Consider the following 19,830-nt stretch of genomic DNA (forward strand, 5'->3'; position numbering starts at 1 on the left):
TCAGAACTCCAATACCAGTTGCTGGCCAAGAGATGCGCAATGATGTGGTTTACCGGAGAAAAGCCATAGCTGCTGTACGTATTGCTCATAAGTATGTGATAGAAAGCTCAGCTCGGGCTGCATCATGCTGGAGCGGAAGTAGTGATCCAGTGGGGCAAATAGCTGGTGACACTCAATCGCGGTAAACCGGGATCCGAACTTGTAGTTCAGATGCTGTTGCAAGGTCTGGCCAAAGGCTTGAGGCCAGTCATGCAATATAGCGAAGGTTTTTTCCACCATGGTCTCAAGCACGACAGAATCGGGTTTCTTTCTGCCATGCCCAACACCATAGAGCCCGATGTTTTTCAGACAATGGCCAAGAAACCAGACTGTTTTGCATAGGCCATCCACACTCAAGCTTGCCAGCCTCTCCACAACGTGTCGGGATGCCAGCGCATTTACCAAATAGTGTGATTGCCCCTCGAGGCGATAGGCAATCAAGCTAGCTAATGATGAGGTATGGGAAACCTCTAAAGGAGCTTCAATATTTGCAAGGCTTTGCTTGCAACCGCAGTAGTCGGGGCGACGGCGATTCCATTTCAAGCGCTTCTGGCAGTTAGGGCATGTCTCAATGAGTCTGATCTGATGTTTGGCACAGACAGCGTAAAAGCTTAGGCTCCATGTACCGCGTAGGTAAGGTTGCTCAGCCAAACAGGCAGGACAGATTTTGGAGCGACGTGAAGTAACGAACATGGATTTGCTGATCCACTCTGAGCCGATCCACCACCGTGGCTCACCCTGCTGCCATTGCTCGATACCAGACAGCTTGCTCACCGCTTCTACTTCATTGAGGGTCATGTTGGCCAGCTTAGGAATATGAGCCATGAGCATATTGCGAGTGCCTCCAAGTAACTTGTACATAAGCTCATCTGGCCCCATTAAACGGTTCTTAAGGGACACACGCATAATGAAACCAATCAGCAACTCATCGTGATAGGGCGTCACCCGGTGTAGCAGTCTGTAGGTGGAGTTCATAAGAATGGATTCTCCACAGCGCAGAACCGGTTAAAAAATGCATTTGCAAGATGTCTGGTTGATATGGATAGGCTATTTGAATTGGCCGCCAGGAAGACCGCTTCAGCTAATAGATCCTTGAGTAACCGGAAATTACCCTTTGATGCTTGGTAGAGCTTGAATGCCGTGTTTTCGTCGGTAAGTTGGGATTGCCCTTCTAAAGGAATTGCCTCTTCAAGCGCCTTCAGCAACCCAATGAATCTGTTATCAAACACAAATTCTTGCAATTGCAGCAACCCGCTCCAGCGCGTTTTTGCCTGCGCATCGTCCTCGTACACTTTGATTAGGCCTGGAGTGCCGGTAAAAATGAAAGCTACCTGCAGATCGTCGTACAACCTTTTAATGGCATCCCCTAATGCACCCCCCATTCGATCCTGAACGCGCTTGGCTTTGGTGTTGAGCCAGAGGTGCTGTGCCTCGTCGAACATGATGGCCACTGTTCCGCATTCGGGTAAGGCATCTACCAAGTAGTCTCGCAGGTCATCGTTTTTGCGGTAGTGCAGAAGATCAGGATCCTGACCTAATTGCAAAATCAAGCTGAGCAATATGGTGGACCAGACAGGAGTACCCTCAAAGCTGAGGCTCAACACCGGGGTATGTCTGGTAGATTGCGTTTCCTTTGGTGGATATCGATGATAAATATCATCCAAAATAAAGCTCTTGCCAACACCGCCACTGCCCAATATCCAGAGACCGCCTGGTTTACGTGTATGTTTTGCACGGGCAAGCAGAGCATCTATGAATTTGCGAGCTTGATTGAACCCCTCCACATTGACCTTCACCTGACGAACAAAATCTGCCTTTTGAGCTGGCGTCCCATCCAATGCCTGAAGCCTGCTTAAAGACGCGGGAATAACTTGAACGGATGGCCGCAACTCTACGGCATCGAATAGGGTGGCATTTTGCATTAATCACCCCAGGTATAGCTTGGAACGCCAGTGAATGGACTTTCGTCAGATGTGGTAATAACAGTCTGAGCATTATGCGTATTCAAAAATGGTGTTTTTGCAGACCGTTTCTCACCCTCCAACACTGAGTTGGAGTTGATACCTGCTATGCGCGCGAATTGCTTTTTTGTAGAATTCTCTTTGGTAGCAATATCTTCTTGGATGCGCGCCTCAATCACTCTCCGTGCGGAAAATAACTGATCAATAGAATGTTGGCTTTTAGAATATTCACTGGCTTCGTGCCTGATATAGTTATGCTGGAATAATGTCAGCCCATGTGCATAGTCAGGACGTGTTACGTTGATCCGTATATATTCATGCGTCCCTGGATCCTTGACATGAATATGACCAAGATTATCTGGTGAAATAACAAAATCTACCTTGATCCCTTTACCAAAACGATTAGCCATTTCCTGTAACGTATCATCAGAGTAATGTAGCCCTAGGAATTGAATGCCTTCATTCCTGATCATCCCTTGTCGTCTATCACCAAGAATGATGTTCAATTTATCAACTGATGTCGGCATGGGTGGAGGAGCTATTCCAATGCCCTCGTGCCAAAGCTCCAGAGGTGTTGCCATTTTGCGAGAGTGCGTAGTGACATTGTGATAATCTACTGCCCATTTATGGATCAAGTAAATTAGTGTTGAGAATCTAATCACCGCATGCTTGGCTGGGTCATAGTCTTTGCGCTGAGCTAATGAACTAAATGTTTTCCCCGGCATGGTTTCAAAAAAGTTTTGTTCAAGGGTAAGGAAGAACCGTTCAATCGACCCTTTCAGCCAAGGTGTGCGTACTTCGCAGTATTCATAATTTGCCCCAAGATCGAAAATCATCGCGCGATAGCGCGGTGAAAAATAGTCCGCACCTCGATCAGAGCTATAGATTGACCCCAAACCATACGCAGGCCATTGATGCTCAAGATCGCCCCATAGATCAAAAGCAAGCCTATGTGCGGTCAATGAATGTTTAATAGCCCCTGAGATACTCGCCAATCCTCCCCCATGAAACGACATATACATGCCCAGCAGCACACCAGAGTAGCGATCTTTGATTGCTGTCATCGTCGGTCGTCCCAGGGGTAAAAATGACAGATCATCAATCACGAAGAGATTCATAGGCGTATGGTCAATCTCTACTACATCCAAGGGGTATTCCGATGGCAGTGGGCCTTTACTGATTTTTAATTGCCTCCTTGCATACTCACGCCCGTATCTTTCAACTAATACTTCATACCGAGGTAACGCCCTGATGCGGTTATGAAAGGTTTTGGCGGAAACAGACTGAAGCGGTGATTGACCATTGCTTATACGGAGAAGATTGGTTTCTAGAAAATCATGCCGGTATGCCTGATATGCAGTGTTAATGCTAGGTCGAGTATTCTTGAGATAGTGCAACCTCATCTGGTCTTGCAGAAAATACTCACTCTCGGTATCAAAGGATTTTCTGCGTCGCTTATACGCATTCTTGCTAATCAGTGATTCATTTCCGTTTAAGCTATTCTCATACAGACGCCACCAATGTTGCACTGTTGGTGCCTTCGGAAAAGAGTTATCTTTCAACTCCTTGGCAATGTCAGGCAAAGCGCTTGAAATCTTATCTCTTTGACCCCTTGTAATTCCCAACCTTTGCAAACTATGTATATAGCTGACTCTACGATCTAACTCTTCCATATATTTCACGTTAAGGTCTGCGATGAAGGGTGGCACTGATACATTCTCTTCGGGCTCGAGCAACAACATTTGTGGGGTGGAAATGGATGGCACTATCTCAATGATTCCCAGATTCAGATCAGTCCAGAAATCAATTTCTAATAAAATGAGTCTTTTACCCGTTTCTGGTTGCTGAAAATATAATTCTTCAATGCTCCGATCCGTAAACTCGAAGAGCTGCCCCGAATACTTGATGGTTAAGCCTTTGGCTATTTGGAATCGCTTCATTACGCCCCCTCTGACTTAGCATTAAGCGAAACTGCTCTACCCGGTGCGTAATTTCTTCGAAAGTGAGATCCTCGAAGAAAGCCGATTTTCTGGATATCACATAAAGGTTGCCCCGTAACACAGCCTCCGACCACTCCCCAAATCCCAGGCACATTGTCAATTTGTCGCCAAGTCTTTGCAGTTGCCACGACTGATTGATCTGTCGGCTCACGACCCATAGCCAGCTTTTCCAAAAGATCACAAAACCGGGTCGAATGCAGGATGTCATCAAGGCATAACCCTCTAAATGGTTGATTAGGGAGGCTGACAATGGTGTTTTGATTAAGGGGCTGAGCCCAGTCGAAACAAATGTGTCGTCTAGCAATCAAGGTATATATTTCCTGCAAACCTAGGTCGAGGCGACGCAGTAACTTATAAATATGGAGTGGTGCATCAATTAACTCCTGCTGCACCCTATTTATTGTGGCGTTATCAGGCTGGGAAGTAAGGTAGCGTTGCAACAATCCCACCGATTGGAATCGGGGTTTAACTTCCAACTGCACATTGGTGAGAAAACGAAAAGCTATGTGCTCGCGTTTGTAATGCAAGCCTAATTGACGGTACTTAGCACTATTGGCAGGCTCTAGTAGATTCTCGACAGCTTTTACTTCTATCAACAATCGTCCAGAGCCAGTCAGAACCTCAAAGTCTGGGATATGGTAACCAAACTTTCCTGACTCTTTTATATATGAGACTTTACAAGGCTGGCTTTTAATCTCCATGACGTCATGACACAACGCGAGCGTAATAAGAGTATGTTTTTCATTCTGAGACTCGTACTCAGCTGGGTAAGGGGTAATGCTAGGAAAAAACATTCCCCCGACCGTCCGGTGGGGTGTTGTATTTGTTAAACGCCGCACAGGCCCCATCTCAGCCTGCTGTTTACAACCCAAACTCTCGTGCAGTGATCTCATTTTCCCTCTCATTCGACTTGATCCCAGGCAATAGCAAGTCTGCCTTGACCAGAAATCAAGTTGAGTTATCCAGATTTTGGGCGTAACAAATACCACTAAGGGTTGTTAAACCCATAAATTTCTGGAGTAGTCTTGTTGGAGTAGCTTGACGCGAGTGCGCAGAATGAAGATACTGAGTTTTCGAGACGTGAGTATCTTCAATTACTCACTTGCGGGGCAAGCTGAAAGGTTTGTCCCGTTTTACATTGTGGCCTCCGTTTTTGAACGTCGTTTGATTTTTCTTGGTATTTCCTCTACCAGAGCTTCTGGCAGCTCTTCGGTAATCCTGGCTACATCCCGAATGATCCGCAGCTGATCGGGACGCATTCTTTCTAGATATTTTTTTAGCTCACTGAGGGTCTTATATACATCCTGATGTGCATCATGGCTGATAACAAGCTTCCGTTCAGAAGATGACACAGCCAAATACAGTTCTTCCTGCTCTTTGGCCGACAGTGCAAACACCCTAATAAGCTTCCCCACAAACTCAGAAGTGGGAGGCCCTTTCCTTCCTATCTCCAAAGCCGAGACATACGCTTGCTCATAACCAAGCATTTCCGCCAACTCTCCTTGGCGAACACCTCGATCCAGTCTTAGATTATATAAATAGTGTGCAAAAGGGCTCATGCTGCAAATAAATCATTTTGATTAAATTTTATTCTACATACTACTAAACAATTTTCAACATAAATATACACGTAACCATTTGATTTATATCAATTTGAAAGCATTTTGAAAGCAAAAAAAGTACTTATACTATTGATTATTAATTAATCAATAGCGTTTAGCGTGACAGCAAATTAAACAAATCTGGAGCTAAGTTGCCAAACTCTGGACTTAACTTGCAAAAATCTGGAGTTGAGTTACAAACGACAAAAAATTTTAAACCTCTCCCCTTGAAAAACGATCAAGCCGTCCCTATTATTAGCACTCGATAGGGTTGAGTGCTAAATCACCCTAGCAACAGAACTTGTTTCAAATCAATGTTCATTTTGAGATTTTAGGAGAGAAACTCATGGCAATCCGCCCATTGCAAGACCGCGTTATCGTGAAACGCCTGGAAGAAGAGCGCAAGACCGCATCCGGCATCGTGATCCCTGATTCTGCTGCTGAAAAGCCAGACCAGGGTGAAGTGATTGCTGTCGGCCCAGGCAAGAGGGATGACAACGGCAAGGCAATCGCCCTGGACGTCAAGGTTGGCGACCGCGTGCTGTTCGGCAAGTATGCAGGCCAAGCCGTCAAGGTAGACGGCGACGAAGTGCTGGTGCTGCGCGAAGACGACATCCTGGGCGTGGTAGAAGCCTAAGCGGCAACCCCTCGCGTCCAAACTAAGTTTCAATTAGGAGATATACAATGGCTGCAAAACAAGTGATTTTCGGCGATGAGGCACGTGCCAAGATCGTCAACGGCGTTAACGTGCTGGCTAACGCTGTCAAGGTAACCCTGGGCCCCAAGGGCCGCAACGTGGTGCTGGAGCGTTCCTTCGGCTCCCCGACCGTGACCAAGGACGGCGTTTCCGTTGCCAAGGAAATCGAGCTGAGCGACAAGCTGGAAAACATGGGCGCTCAACTGGTGAAGGAAGTCGCTTCCAAGACCAATGACAACGCCGGCGACGGCACCACCACCGCTACCGTGCTGGCACAAGCCATCGTGCGCGAAGGCTTCAAGTACGTAGCTGCCGGCTTCAACCCGACCGACCTCAAGCGCGGTATCGACAAGGCTGTTGCCGAGATCGTCAACGAGATCAAGGCAATCTCCAAGCCTACAACCACCAGCAAGGAAATCGCTCAGGTAGGTTCCATTTCCGCCAACTCCGACGCCGACATCGGCCAGATCATTGCTGACGCGATGGACAAGGTTGGCAAGGAAGGCGTAATCACCGTTGAAGACGGTTCCGGCCTGGAAAACGAGCTGGACGTGGTTGAAGGCATGCAATTCGACCGCGGCTACCTGTCCCCATATTTCATCAACAATCCAGAGCGCCAAATTGCCCTGCTGGAAAACCCATTCGTGCTGCTCTACGACAAGAAGATCAGCAACATCCGCGACCTGCTGCCAACCCTGGAGCAAGTGGCCAAGGCTGGCCGCCCTCTGCTGATCATTGCAGAAGATGTTGAAGGCGAAGCACTGGCAACCCTGGTAGTGAACAACATCCGCGGCATCCTGAAGACCGTGGCTGTGAAGGCCCCTGGCTTCGGCGACCGCCGCAAGGCCATGCTGGAAGATATCGCCATCCTGACCGGCGGCACCGTGATTGCCGAAGAAGTTGGCCTGAACCTGGAAAAGGTAACCCTGGAAAGCCTGGGCCAAGCCAAGCGCATCGAAGTAGGCAAGGAAAACACCACCATCATCGACGGCGCTGGTTCCGAGAACAACATCAAGGTACGTATCGACCAGATCAAGAAGCAAGTCGAGGAAGCCTCCAGCGACTACGACCGTGAAAAGCTGCAAGAGCGCGTGGCCAAGCTGGCTGGCGGCGTTGCCGTGATCAAGGTCGGTGCTGCGACCGAAACCGAAATGAAGGAAAAGAAGGCTCGCGTTGAAGATGCATTGCACGCTACCCGCGCCGCTGTTGAAGAAGGCATCGTGGCTGGCGGCGGTGTTGCATTGCTGCGCGCCCGCGCTTCCATCAAGGAACTGAAGGGCGACAACGCCGATCAGGACGCTGGTATCAAGATCGTGCTGCGCGCGATCGAAGAGCCTCTGCGCCAGATCGTGGCCAACGCTGGCGACGAGCCATCCGTTGTGGTTGCCAAGGTGCTGGAAGGCCAAGGCAACTTCGGTTACAACGCTGCCAACGGCACTTACGGCGACCTGGTGGAACTGGGTGTTCTGGATCCTGCCAAGGTGACCCGTTCCGCACTGCAAAACGCAGCTTCCGTGGCTTCCCTGATCCTGACTACCGATGCACTGGTAGCAGAACTGCCGAAGGAAGAAGCTGCTCCTGCAATGCCTGACGGCGGTATGGGCGGCATGGGCTTCTAAGCCAACGCTGCATCATCTGCTCCTCAGCCTAGCTGGGGCAGGTATCGCAAGAAACCCCTGCATTTGCAAAAATGCGGGGGTTTTGTTTTGCAGACTGCATGGATTTCTCACCAATTCGTTACTATGGCTTATGTGGCTATGCAACAGAAAAAAACAGGCTTACAAAAGCGACAGGCAAAAAAAACCCCGATTAAAGGGGAGTAAAATCGGGGCAAGCATTTAAGCCTCATTGGGATAAGGCTCCCCGCTCAGGGAGGAAAGCGGGAGACGAGTGCGTCGTCTGCAAAATATGACTAGGCGCGCCCCGGATAGTTCATCCCAAATATCTTTTTTACATCTGTTTACAATTTATCTATTAGTCATACATTGATTTGTCTCATCCCGGCGGTTCTCTTAGTCCTATGCACCTGCGATAATGCAGCTTATGATGAATTCCACCCCCACCTCGCTGCTTGACGGCCTCAACGACAAGCAGCTCGAAGCCGTTACCCTGCCCCATCAATCCGCACTGATCCTGGCTGGCGCAGGCAGCGGCAAAACCCGCGTCTTGACAACACGCATCGCCTGGTTGATCCAAACCCAGCAAGCGTCGCCGCACGGCATTCTTTCCGTCACCTTCACCAATAAGGCGGCCAAGGAAATGCTGACCCGGCTCAGTGCCATGTTGCCGATCAACGTCCGGGGCATGTGGGCGGGCACCTTCCACGGACTATGCAACCGCCTGCTGCGCGCCCACCATCGCGAAGTTGATCTGCCTGCCACGTTCCAGATCCTCGATACCGCGGACCAGTTGTCCGCGATCAAGCGCGTCATGAAAGTGATGAACGTGGACGACGAGAAATTCCCTCCGAAGCAGGTGATGGGTTACATCAACAGCTGCAAGGAGGAAGGGCTGCGCGCCTATGCGGTGGAAGCCTACGACAGCCACGCGCAGCGCATGCGCGAGATTTTTGAGGAATACGACAAGCAATGCCAGCGCGAGGGTGTGGTCGATTTTGCCGAACTGCTGCTGCGCTGTTATGAGTTGCTGAGCCACAATGCCAACATCCGTGAGCATTACCAGCACCGCTTCAAGTACATCCTGGTAGATGAGTTCCAGGATACCAACCGCCTGCAATATTTGTGGCTGAAACTACTAGCCGGGTCGGACAACTGCATCTTCGCCGTGGGCGATGACGACCAGTCCATCTATGCGTTCCGCGGCGCGCGCGTGGGAAATATGCGCGACTTCGAGCATGATTTCAATGTCGAGAACATCGTCAAGCTGGAGCAGAACTACCGCTCGCACAGCAACATCCTTGATGCCGCCAACGCCATCATCACGCACAACCGCAACCGTCTGGGCAAGAACCTCTGGACCTCTGCAGGCAAGGGCGAGCCCATCCGCGTGTATGAAGGCTACAACGACAAGGACGAGGCGGCTTTCATCGTCGATGAAATCAAGGCCTTGCACAAGGAAGGCACCGAGCTCAGCAACATCGCCCTGCTCTACCGCTCCAACGCCCAGTCGCGCATTCTGGAGCACGAGCTGTTCTCCGCCGGACTGCCTTACCGCGTCTACGGCGGCTTGCGCTTCTTCGAGCGAGCCGAGGTCAAACATGCGCTGGCCTACTTACGCCTGATCGCCAGCGGCGACGACGATACCGCCTTGCTACGCGTCATCAACTTTCCCACGCGCGGCATAGGCGCGCGCAGCCTGGAGCAGTTGCAGGAGCTGGCGCGGCAGCAGGATTGCAGCCTGTGGCAGGCCGCCTGCAACAAGGTGGGCGCAGGCAAGCCGGGACGCGGCCTGGATGGTTTTGTCGCGCTGATCAAGCAGATGCAGGAAGAATCCATCGGCCTGACCCTGCCGGAGCAGGTCGAGCTGGCCACCCGCCTTTCCGGTTTGCGCGACCACTATGTCATGGACAAGGAGGGCGAGGACCGCATCGCCAACCTGGATGAGCTGGTCAACGCAGCAATCGCCTTCAATAATCAGGAAATCGGCATGCAGGTCGATGAGAATGGCGAAGTCGCCATGTCGATACTGGCACAGTTCCTCGCGCATGCTAGCCTGGAGTCCGGCGAGCATCAGGCCGATGCAGGGCGCGAGGCCTTGCAGCTCATGACCGTGCATGCCTCCAAGGGGCTGGAATTCAATACCGTCTTCATCAGCGGATTAGAGGAAGGCTTGTTCCCGCATGACCAGAGCAGCTTCGAGGCCAACGGGCTGGAAGAAGAGCGCCGCTTGATGTATGTCGCCGTGACGCGCGCCCGGCAGCGGCTCTATCTCAGCTTCGCGCAGAGCCGCATGCTGCACGGCCAGCTGCGCTACGGCATTCCGTCGCGCTTTCTCGATGAAATTCCGGAAGAGCTCATCAAGCGCCTCAACAGCGTTTCCAACAAGCCGCAAAGCTACCAGCAACCCGCCGCAGCACCTGCCGTGCCCAAACCGCAGGCCAACCTGCCCTGGAAAATCGGCCAGGCAGTGGCCCACAGCAAGTTCGGCCAGGGCGTGGTGGTAAATTATGAAGGCAATGCCAACGACCTGCGGGTGCAGGTCAATTTCGGCAAGGAAGGCTTGAAGTGGCTGGCGCTGGAATACGCCAAGCTGGAGACCTTATAGCAGCTCGACCTTGTCCGGTCGCGGCATCTTGAAGATATCGCGGTTGCTGACATACTGGAATGCCAGCATGAGCGCGCTGGCGAACAGCATGCAGGCGAACACCAGCACCAGGGTGATCAACCCGCCTGCCGCTTTCGATGCCGCCGAAAGCACGCCCACCAGCACGCCTGCCAATACCATGCTCAGCATGATGAGCATGGTCACGGCAAACCAGGTTAGCAGCAATGGCAGTAGATATTGGATGAAGGCCGCCAGACTGGACTTGATGGCATGCACGACAGTGTAGTGCTGGAACGCCACTAACGCAGGCGCGAACCAGATCACCAGCACCAACGGCGTCAGCAATACCATAAGCTTGGCCAGGATGGGCATGGATTGCTCCAATACCTGCTCCGGGTTCTGTTCATTGCCGCGGGCCAGTTGATCCAGCTTCATGACATCGTCCGCCGTCAGCAGATTGATCAACAGCACATACACGATGCACACAGCCCCGAGCGCCAGCAACTTTCTGAAACTGGGCTTGATTTCATTGAGCAGGTCGCCCAGGTCGCTATCGCGGCCAATATCCGCATCGCGGTAAAAACCAACCGCCAATGCCAGAAAAGCAGGCAGCAGGAGAAAAGAGAAAAACTGCACACCAAGCAGCCCCGGCAGCATGGCGAAGAAAAAGACATGCGCCAGGCCCAGCAGCATCCACTTGCCAGGTTTTTGGCGGAACAGGGCGAGTATGTCGCGCACCCAGGCATTTACCTGTCCGAAAATAGTTGGTTTGGCTTGCATGTTATTCCTTAGCATCGCTGGCTATTATCCTTACCAGCACCTTGATATTTGATTTGGTGATCGTACCGTATACCGTACCGGCTTAATTGACCCAGTTCGCCAGTATTTGCTCGCGCGCTGCAATCCCTTGGCGCAGGATGCGCTCGAAATAGACAGGATCCTTGGCATGGGTCAGCTCCCCTTCCTGCGGAAAATGCAGGTCGTTGAGGCGCGACAGCCAGAAGCGCATGGCGGCGACGCGCAGCATGCCTAGCCAGGCATGCTGCTCTTCCTCTGTCAACGGGCGCACTGCATGGTAAGCATTGAGCAGGGACTGCACACGCTCAGCATCGAGGCTGCCATCCGCATTGACGCACCAGTCGTTGACCGTAATGGCGATGTCATACAGCAACACATCATGACAGGCATAGTAGAAATCGATCAGACCGCCCACCTTGTCGCCGTCCATGAGCACATTGTCGCGGAACAGGTCGGCGTGGATGATGCCTTGCGGCAATGCGCTGGTATCGAATGTCCGCTCGAACGCCAGTTGCGCATCCAGCATCTGGCGGTTTTCATCATCCAGCAAGGGCGATACTTTGGCAGCCGTGGCAATGCGCCAATTCCGGCAGCGCAAATTGCTCATCCTGCCCTGAAACGATGCACCAGCCACATGCATGCGTGCCAGCACATTGCCGATCTCGGCGCAATGCTGCGGCAAAGGATGCTCCAGCGATTTTCCCGCCAGGCAGCTCACCAGCGCCGCCGGCTTGCCATTGAGCTCGCCCAGCGAATGACCGTTATTGTTCCTGACCGGATGCGGGCAAGGAATGCCCCGCTCGGCCAGATGCGTCATGAGATCGAGAAAGTTCGGTAGCTCTTCGGCGCTATGCTCTTCAAACAGGGTCAGCACATAACGGCCAGTGGTGGTGGTGACAAAATAATTGGTATTGGTAATGCCTGACGCAATCCCCTGCAAGTCCAGTAGCTCACCAAGAGGATAGCTCTTGAGCCATTGCTGCATCTGCTCTGTGGAAACGGTGGTGAATACGGACATAAGAGAACTTTTGGAAAGGCAGAATGGGAAATGGGGAGAATGCAGGCATCTCCCCAAGTATCAAAATCAGAAAACTAGAAGCGGAACAACACCCACTTTGGAATGCTGATCGGCTGGGCAACCCCGTCGTTACGCGACCATCCGGCATTCTCATCATCCTTGACCAGGTAATAAGGCACGCCCGTCTTTGGGGTGACCTTCATCATGTAAAGCTCGCCATTGATACGGTATTCCTCCACCGTTTCCTCGCCTTTCTTGACGATAGTCACCTCAGGCTCCAACTCATCCCCTTCCATACCCGCAGGCGGCGGAGGCGGCTCGGGCAGCGGTTCCAGGTTTTCGGGAATTTCCGCAGCAGAGGCCATCAGCGGTAGCAACAGCGCCAATACCAGCAACATTCTTTCAATACGCATGACAACCCCAGTCCAGATGAATTGCTTGATTCTACCAAATCGCCTGATTGCCCAAAAGAGCACTGTTGTTTATTCACAACAGGTCAGCGCCTGAAAAACAGCGCTCTTCGGCAACCGTTTTACAGATAGAACTGCATGATCTGCTGTTCTGCGGCAGATGGCTCGAAACCACGGGTTTCATAATGACGGAAAATGGCTTCAACAATCTCGTGCGGCCTATCGATCACCTGCAGCAAATCCATATCCTCCGGCGAGATCATGCCCTCGCCCACCAAGGTCTCTCGTATCCAGCTCAGCATGCCACGCCAGAAAGGCTCGTGCACCAATATAATGGGAATCCGGCGCGTCTTGGCGGTCTGGATGAGCGTAAGCGCTTCCATCAGCTCATCCAGCGTTCCGAAACCACCCGGCATGACCACATAGGCCGAAGCGTATTTGACGAACATCACCTTGCGCATGAAGAAATGCTGGAAGTTCTGGCTGATGTCCTGGTAGGGATTGCCTTTCTGCTCATGCGGTAATTCGATATTGAGGCCGATACTGGGCGATTTTCCCTTATATGCGCCTTTATTCGCCGCTTCCATGATACCGGGGCCGCCACCGGAAATGACACTGAAGCCAGCGTCGGACAATAACCGCGCAATTTCTTCCGTCAGTTTGTAATAGTGATGGTCGGGCGGAGTGCGCGCACTGCCGAAGATGGATACCGCGGGCGTGATTTCCTTCATGCGCTCGGTCGCTTCGACGAATTCTGCCATAATCTCGAAAGCACGCCACGATTCACGCGCCGAGTACTTCTTGTTGGGGAGTTCTGGGTCCAGTATCTTGGGAAGTTTTTTCGCAGCTGACATAAAGTTCACACTCAATTCAAGATGAAAACATTGTTATTAGTAGACGGCTCGTCCTACCTCTATCGCGCCTTTCATGCCCTGCCCGACCTGCGCAACAAGGCGAGCGAGCCCACGGGCGCGATGTATGGCGTGCTGAATATGCTGCGCCGCCTGCATAAGGATTACCCGGCTGATTATAGCGCTTGCATCTTCGATGCAAAGGGGAAAACCTTCCGCGACGATATTTATCCCGAATACAAAGCCAACCGCCCATCCATGCCGGATGACCTTTCCCGGCAAATTGAGCCCCTGCATGAGGCAATCAAGGCCATGGGCTGGCCCCTGCTGATGGTGGATGGCGTAGAAGCCGATGATGTGATCGGCTGCCTGGCAAGACAAGCTGAATCCGAAGGGATGCAGGTCGTGATCTCGACTGGCGACAAGGACATGGCCCAGCTCGTCACGCCGCATATCAAGCTGGTCAACACCATGACCAACGAAGTGCTGGATGAAGCAGGCGTGGAAGCCAAGTTCGGCATTCCGCCCAACCGGATCATCGACTACCTCACCCTGATCGGCGACAGTGTGGACAATGTACCGGGCGTGGAGAAGGTCGGGCCGAAAACTGCCGTGAAATGGCTGACTCAGCATGGCTCGCTGGATAATATCATCCACCATGCCGACCAGATCACCGGCGTGGTCGGCGACAACCTGCGCAAGGCGCTGGACTGGCTGCCCAGGGCACGCGAACTGATCACCATCCGCTGCAATCTCGATTTGCCCCAGGCCGTGACCGAGCTGGTCAGCCAACCTGCCGACAATGCCAAACTGGCCGAACTTTATGAGCGCTTCGAATTCAAGACCTGGCGACGCGAACTGGATGCCGGCGGAACCCCCCCCACCAGACCTGCCTCGCCGCCTGCAACGGCTGACATGTTCGGCGTTGCCCAGAACGCTGGCCGCAATTACGAGACTATCCTCGATCAGGCCAGCCTGGACAAATGGCTGCTGCTGCTCAAGTCAGCGCCTTTAATCACTTTCGACACCGAAACCACCAGCCTGGATGCCATGCAAGCCAAACTGGTCGGCATGTCGTTCTCTATTACGCCGGGCAAGGCGGCCTACATTCCGCTGGCACATAATTACGCCGGCGCTCCCCAACAACTGGATTTTGCAAACGTCCTGCAGCAGATCAAGCCTATCCTGGAAGACGCTTCCACCTCCAAACTAGGCCAGAACCTCAAGTATGACAAACATGTGCTCGCCAACCACAGCATCGTGCTGAACGGCATCGCTCACGATACGCTGCTGCAGTCCTATGTGCTGGAAAGCCACCGCACACATGGCATGGACGACCTCGCCATGCGTCATCTCGGCATCAAGACCGTGACCTATGAGGAAATCGCCGGCAAAGGCGCCAAGCAGGTGCCGTTCAGCCAGGTCAATATCGAAACTGCGTCTGATTATGCCGCCGAGGACGCGGACATCACCCTGCAACTGCACCAGGCGCTTTATCCACAAATCGAAGCAGACGACAAGCTGGAGTTTATTTATCGCAATATTGAAATGCCCTTGCTCGACATCCTCTACACCATAGAACGCAATGGCGTGCTGATCGACCAGACCATGTTGCAGGCACAAAGCAATGAGCTGGGACAAAAGCTGCTGGGACTGGAACAACAGGCTTACGACATCGCAGGCCAGCCTTTCAACCTCGGCTCGCCCAAACAATTGCAGGAAATCCTATTCGGCAAACTCGGTATCAAGCCATTGAAGAAAACCCCGAGCGGCGCGCCTTCCACCGATGAAGACGTGCTGCAGGAGCTGGCGCTGGATTACCCGCTGCCAAAAGTACTGCTGGAATACCGCGGCCTCGCCAAGCTGAAATCCACCTACACCGACAAGCTGCCGCGCATGATCAACCCAATCACAGGCCGCGTGCACACCAGCTACAGCCAGGCCGTGGCGATCACAGGGCGCCTGGCCAGCTCCGACCCCAATTTGCAGAACATCCCTGTGCGCACCGCGGAAGGCCGCCGCATCCGCGAAGCATTTATCGCGCCGAAAGGGTCGCAGATCATTTCCGCCGATTACTCGCAGATCGAACTGCGCATTATGGCGCATCTGTCACAGGATGAAGGCTTGCTTTCCGCATTCGCCCGCGGAGAGGACATCCACCGCGCCACCGCTGCCGAGATTTTTGGCGTGCAACGCGACGAAGTCAGCAGCGAACAGCGCCGCTACGCCAAGGTAATCAACTTCGGCCTGATCTACGGCATGAGCGCCTTCGGCCTCGCGCAGAATCTGAATATCGAGCGCAGCGCGGCGCAGAACTATATAGACCGCTATTTCACACGCTATCCCGGCGTGCGCGAATATATGCAGAACACGCGCATGGTGGCAAAAGAGCAAGGCTACGTCGAAACCTTCTTTGGCCGCAGGTTGTGGGTACCAGAGATCAACAGCCCCAACGGCATGCGCCGCGCGGGCGCGGAGCGCGCGGCTATCAATGCTCCCATGCAGGGCACGGCTGCCGACCTGATCAAGCTCGCCATGATTGCCGTAGATCGTTGGTTAAACGAACAGCAGCTCCACAGCAAGATCATCATGCAAGTGCATGATGAACTGGTACTGGAGGTACCGGATATGGAACTGGAAATGGTCAAGCAAACCCTGCCACAGCTCATGCAAGGGGTTACCAAACTGGATGTGCCATTACTGGCAGAGGTAGGTGTGGGCGCGAACTGGGAAGCGGCTCACTAAATTATGATGAAAGCAAGCTACTTTCCTTGCTGTTCCAGCTCTTTGAGAAAATACTCAATTTCCCACTCGCAGCCGCCGCAGCCAGTCATTGCTCCAGTCATATCGGCAATGCCCTGAAGGTCGAAACCCTGCCGGTACAGTTCGCGAATCTTGCCGCGCTTGACGCCGCTGCAAAAGCATAGGATTTCGTCATCCGGGTTGTTTTTGGAGTTGCTCATGGTGAAGGTCTATTGATAATACTCAGGGCTATTTTAGCCTTTTCATCGACACTACCCTGCAAAACATGAGTTATTTGCTGCAAAATACCTGCCAGCCTCTATCACCATACCACCCATGACCAACAATACACTGCCACGTTTCGGCGCCATCATCATTGGCGATGAGATTCTCTCCGGCAAGCGCCAGGACGCGCATCTAAACAAAATCATCTCTCTACTGACCACACGTGGCCTGAGTCTGTCATGGGCGGAATACCTCGGTGACGACCGTACCCAGATTGCCGCCACCCTACGCCGCACCATGACCAGCCAGGATATCGTCTTCAGCTTCGGCGGTATCGGTGCCACGCCAGACGACCAGACACGACAGGCTGCCGCGGAAGCGGCTGGCTTGCCCATCGCCCGCCATGCAGGCGCAGTGACGGAAATTGAAGAACGTTTCGGCGAGGCCGCTTATCCCAAGCGCGTCCTCATGGCCGATTTCCCCCAGGGAGCCGCACTGATTCCCAACCCGGTGAACCGCGTGCCAGGATTTTCGCTCGGTCATCATTACTTCATGCCCGGTTTCCCGGAAATGTCCTGGCCAATGACGGAATGGATACTGGATACCCATTACTCCCACCTGTTCCACCAGCACACCACTTCTGAGTCATCCATCCTGGTATTCGATACTGGGGAAAGCCAGTTGCTGGACTTGATGGAGGAAATCACGCGGCAATTCCCCACTCTCAAGCTGTTCAGCCTGCCGCGTCTGGATACCCGCCGTACCATAGAGCTCGGTGTCAAAGGCCAGGCTATGGATGTGCAGGCGGCCATGCAGCATATCTGTTCTGCACTGGACAGAGCAGGCCATCCATGGCAAGCACTCGCATAATCATGGAATGCCGCCCAGGTTGTGGCGCATGCTGTATCGCGCCTTCCATCTCCACCGCCATTCCCGGCATGCCCAATGGCAAAAAAGCAGGCGAGCGCTGCGTTCAGCTTGATCAACAAAACCGCTGCATGATCTTCGGCCATCCGGCACGGCCCGCCGTCTGCGCCTCGCTGCAACCCAATATTGAAATGTGCGGCGCCAGCGATGCGCATGCCTTTGCCTGGTTAACCCGGCTGGAAGCCGAAACCGCCCCTTGATACGCCAGGCCCAGCGCGAGGATTTCAAGTATTGCCAGTTATTGCTATTCAGCAAGCAAATTATTGCCGTTCTCTTGCATAGCCATCCCTGGCATACTGCCTCGGAAGTTTTTCTCTTCAACAATAACTATTAGCCGAACTGGATACCATGACCGCGTTTCATTCCCTCAAGTTAAGAACCCAGGTACTCCTGGTCGTCACAGCAATGATTGTTGGCGGCTTCGGCCTTACCATTTCCATCCTCTCCTACAAGGCCGCCAGCCTGCAAAAAGAATCCGCGCTGCAATACTCCGACACACTCTCCATGCAATACGCCGGGGCAGTCAAGGCAGAGTTTGAAGTCGCTTTCGACACTGCGCGCACGCTGGCGCACTCTCTGGAGGGCTTGCACAATGCAGGGCTTGCCAACCGCAAGCTGGGCGACAGCATGTTGAAACGGGTGCTGGAAGGCAATCCGTCGTTCATCGCGGTATGGACCATCTGGGAACCCAACGCCTTCGATGGTCGCGACAATGTATTCGTGAACCAGCCCGGTACCGATGCGACCGGGCGCTATGTGCCCTATTGGCACCGCAGCAGCGGGACAGCCGAGGTTACGGCACTAACCGACTACGACAAGCCGGGCGCGGGCGACTACTACCAGTTGGCGCATAAAAGCGGCCAAGAAACCTTACTCGAACCTTATCCCTATGATGTCGGCAACCGGCAAGAACTGATCACCAGCATGGTGGTGCCCGTCTTTCACCAAGGCAAGGTCGTGGGCGCCGTCGGCATCGACATATTGCTGTCGGAATTCCAGCAGAAAGTCAGCCAGATCAAGCCTTATGGCAACGGATTCGCCAGCCTACTCTCCAACCAGGCCACTTACGTGGGCGACCGTGATGCGGCCAATATTGGAAAACCAGTTCCCAAGGATACCGTATGGAATAACATCAGGAAATCCATCACTGACGGACAAAGCCTGAACGATACGGTATACGACCACGCGCTGGATACCGTCCTTATGCGCATATTCCAGCCTATTCATATCGCCTATAGCAAGACGCCCTGGTCCTTTGCGATTTCCGTGCCTGAAAGCGAGGTATTGAAAGGAGTGCGCAGCCTGCGCAACACTGCCATTGTCATCGGCCTGGTGAGTGTACTCATCGTCTCCCTGGCCTTGGCCTATCTGCTGGATCGCCTGGTCATCCGTCCCATCGGCGGTGAACCAGCAGCCGCCTCAGACCTGGCCCGCCAAATTGCGGACGGCAACCTGAATACTACCGTCCAGCTTTCGCCGGGCGACAATTTCAGCATGCTTCATGCCATGAAAACCATGCAGGAAAAATTACGCAACCTTGTCGGCGACATTCGCACCGGCAGCGAGAATGTCTCCAGCGCAGCTTCCGAGATTGCTCTCGGCAACAGCGATTTGTCCAGCCGGACGGAAAACCAGGCGGCCTCGCTGGAAGAAACCGCTGCCAGCGTGGAAGAACTTACCTCCACTGTGGGCCAAAACACGGACAACGTCCGTTCGGCCAACCAGCTTGCCATTTCAGCCTCCAGCACCGCAGGGCGCGCAAGCGGCAAGGTGAGTGATGCTGTAGGCACCATGCAGCAGATCAGCGAGGAATCCCGCAAGATGTCGGAGATTACCACTGTGATCGAAGGTATTGCCTTCCAGACCAACATCCTGGCCCTGAATGCCGCAGTGGAGGCCGCGCGCGCTGGCGAACAAGGCCGTGGTTTTGCCGTCGTTGCCCAGGAAGTCCGCACTCTGGCGCAACGCAGCGCCAATGCCGCCAAGGAAATCAAGCAATTGATCGACGGCTCAGTGAGCATGATCGGTAAGGGCTCCACTCAAGTCACCGACGCAGGAAAGGCCATGCAGGAAGTGGTCGACACTGTGCAACAGGTTTCCGACATCATGACAGAGATTGCCCATGCTTCCGAGGAACAGAGCAGCGGCATCCAACAGATCAATCTGGCCATCACCTCCATGGATGAAACCACCCAGCAAAATGCCGCGCTGGTGGAAGAAGCCATGGCGGCGGCACATGCACTGGAAGAACAGGCGCAAAGATTGCTCAAGACGGTATCTGTTTTCAAGTTGTAAACCTCTCTCGTAACATCGTCATCCCTAAGCCATGCTACCCAG

At 53.2% G+C, this 19,830-nt stretch carries 17 protein-coding genes; 7 read left to right on the forward strand and 10 right to left on the reverse strand.

From position 1 onward, the window contains the following. The 5 genes from V7Z75_RS10665 to V7Z75_RS10685 all read right to left on the reverse strand — a co-directional run bounded on the left by V7Z75_RS10665 (position 1) and on the right by V7Z75_RS10685 (position 5,559). Complete coding sequence (locus V7Z75_RS10665) at positions 1 to 1,014, reverse strand: TniQ family protein (protein WP_334108636.1); 1,014 nt, start codon at positions 1,012 to 1,014, stop codon at positions 1 to 3. Further along, complete coding sequence (locus V7Z75_RS10670) at positions 1,011 to 1,961, reverse strand: TniB family NTP-binding protein (RefSeq protein ID WP_334108638.1); 951 nt, start codon at positions 1,959 to 1,961, stop codon at positions 1,011 to 1,013. The genes V7Z75_RS10665 and V7Z75_RS10670 overlap by 4 nt, the downstream gene beginning before the upstream one ends. After that, positions 1,961 to 3,940: a hypothetical protein gene (locus V7Z75_RS10675; protein ID WP_334108639.1), complete on the reverse strand. Its 1,980-nt coding sequence runs from the start codon at positions 3,938 to 3,940 to the stop codon at positions 1,961 to 1,963. The genes V7Z75_RS10670 and V7Z75_RS10675 overlap by 1 nt, the downstream gene beginning before the upstream one ends. Beyond that, positions 3,940 to 4,893, reverse strand: coding sequence for a TnsA endonuclease N-terminal domain-containing protein (locus V7Z75_RS10680; protein WP_334108641.1), 954 nt, complete (start codon positions 4,891 to 4,893; stop codon positions 3,940 to 3,942). Before V7Z75_RS10680 ends, V7Z75_RS10675 begins: the two co-directional genes overlap by 1 nt. Before the next feature lie 240 nt (positions 4,894 to 5,133). Then, positions 5,134 to 5,559 carry a helix-turn-helix domain-containing protein gene (locus V7Z75_RS10685; protein ID WP_334108643.1) on the reverse strand — a complete coding sequence of 142 codons (426 nt, stop codon included), beginning with the start codon at positions 5,557 to 5,559 and terminating at the stop codon, positions 5,134 to 5,136. Between the two features lie 388 nt (positions 5,560 to 5,947). Here V7Z75_RS10685 and groES point away from each other — a divergent pair, with 388 nt between their 5' ends. From groES to uvrD, 3 genes are all read left to right on the forward strand, one after another. Continuing rightward, positions 5,948 to 6,238, forward strand: coding sequence for a co-chaperone GroES (gene groES / locus V7Z75_RS10690; RefSeq protein WP_334108644.1), 291 nt, complete (start codon positions 5,948 to 5,950; stop codon positions 6,236 to 6,238). A gap of 47 nt (positions 6,239 to 6,285) precedes the next feature. After that, on the forward strand, positions 6,286 to 7,917 hold the full coding sequence (gene groL, locus V7Z75_RS10695; protein ID WP_334108646.1) for a chaperonin GroEL: 1,632 nt from the start codon (positions 6,286 to 6,288) through the stop codon (positions 7,915 to 7,917). Positions 7,918 to 8,332: 415 nt separating this feature from the next. Further along, positions 8,333 to 10,522 carry a DNA helicase II gene (gene uvrD / locus V7Z75_RS10700; protein ID WP_334108648.1) on the forward strand — a complete coding sequence of 730 codons (2,190 nt, stop codon included), beginning with the start codon at positions 8,333 to 8,335 and terminating at the stop codon, positions 10,520 to 10,522. Here uvrD and V7Z75_RS10705 read toward each other — a convergent pair. The 4 genes from V7Z75_RS10705 to V7Z75_RS10720 form a co-directional block, all read right to left on the reverse strand. Beyond that, positions 10,517 to 11,302, reverse strand: coding sequence for a BPSS1780 family membrane protein (locus tag V7Z75_RS10705; RefSeq protein ID WP_334108649.1), 786 nt, complete (start codon positions 11,300 to 11,302; stop codon positions 10,517 to 10,519). The genes uvrD and V7Z75_RS10705 overlap by 6 nt on opposite strands. A gap of 82 nt (positions 11,303 to 11,384) precedes the next feature. Continuing rightward, positions 11,385 to 12,338 carry a homoserine kinase gene (gene thrB / locus V7Z75_RS10710; RefSeq protein WP_334108651.1) on the reverse strand — a complete coding sequence of 318 codons (954 nt, stop codon included), beginning with the start codon at positions 12,336 to 12,338 and terminating at the stop codon, positions 11,385 to 11,387. Between the two features lie 74 nt (positions 12,339 to 12,412). After that, a complete protein-coding gene (locus tag V7Z75_RS10715) occupies positions 12,413 to 12,751 on the reverse strand; it encodes a DUF2782 domain-containing protein (RefSeq protein WP_334108653.1) in 339 nt (112 codons plus the stop codon). Between the two features lie 119 nt (positions 12,752 to 12,870). Further along, complete coding sequence (locus V7Z75_RS10720) at positions 12,871 to 13,602, reverse strand: TIGR00730 family Rossman fold protein (RefSeq protein WP_334108655.1); 732 nt, start codon at positions 13,600 to 13,602, stop codon at positions 12,871 to 12,873. 21 nt (positions 13,603 to 13,623) lie between these two features. Here V7Z75_RS10720 and polA point away from each other — a divergent pair, with 21 nt between their 5' ends. Next, entirely contained in the window at positions 13,624 to 16,344 is a 2,721-nt protein-coding gene (polA, locus tag V7Z75_RS10725) for a DNA polymerase I (protein WP_334108656.1), read from the forward strand. Between the two features lie 17 nt (positions 16,345 to 16,361). On the opposite strand, the gene V7Z75_RS10730 is transcribed toward polA, so the two are convergent. Next, positions 16,362 to 16,562 (reverse strand): (2Fe-2S)-binding protein, encoded by a 201-nt coding sequence (locus V7Z75_RS10730; protein ID WP_334108658.1) that lies wholly within the window; start codon positions 16,560 to 16,562, stop codon positions 16,362 to 16,364. Between the two features lie 115 nt (positions 16,563 to 16,677). Between V7Z75_RS10730 and V7Z75_RS10735 the strand changes: the two genes are divergently transcribed. The 3 genes from V7Z75_RS10735 to V7Z75_RS10745 all read left to right on the forward strand — a co-directional run bounded on the left by V7Z75_RS10735 (position 16,678) and on the right by V7Z75_RS10745 (position 19,788). Next, a complete protein-coding gene (locus tag V7Z75_RS10735) occupies positions 16,678 to 17,436 on the forward strand; it encodes a competence/damage-inducible protein A (protein WP_334108659.1) in 759 nt (252 codons plus the stop codon). A gap of 2 nt (positions 17,437 to 17,438) precedes the next feature. Then, on the forward strand, positions 17,439 to 17,693 hold the full coding sequence (locus V7Z75_RS10740; protein ID WP_334108741.1) for a YkgJ family cysteine cluster protein: 255 nt from the start codon (positions 17,439 to 17,441) through the stop codon (positions 17,691 to 17,693). 148 nt (positions 17,694 to 17,841) lie between these two features. Further along, complete coding sequence (locus V7Z75_RS10745; protein ID WP_334108661.1) at positions 17,842 to 19,788, forward strand: methyl-accepting chemotaxis protein; 1,947 nt, start codon at positions 17,842 to 17,844, stop codon at positions 19,786 to 19,788. The last annotated feature ends 42 nt before the right edge of the window (positions 19,789 to 19,830 follow it).

It is taken from the genome of Methylobacillus sp., assembly GCF_036844465.1.
Taxonomy (GTDB): domain Bacteria; phylum Pseudomonadota; class Gammaproteobacteria; order Burkholderiales; family Methylophilaceae; genus Methylobacillus.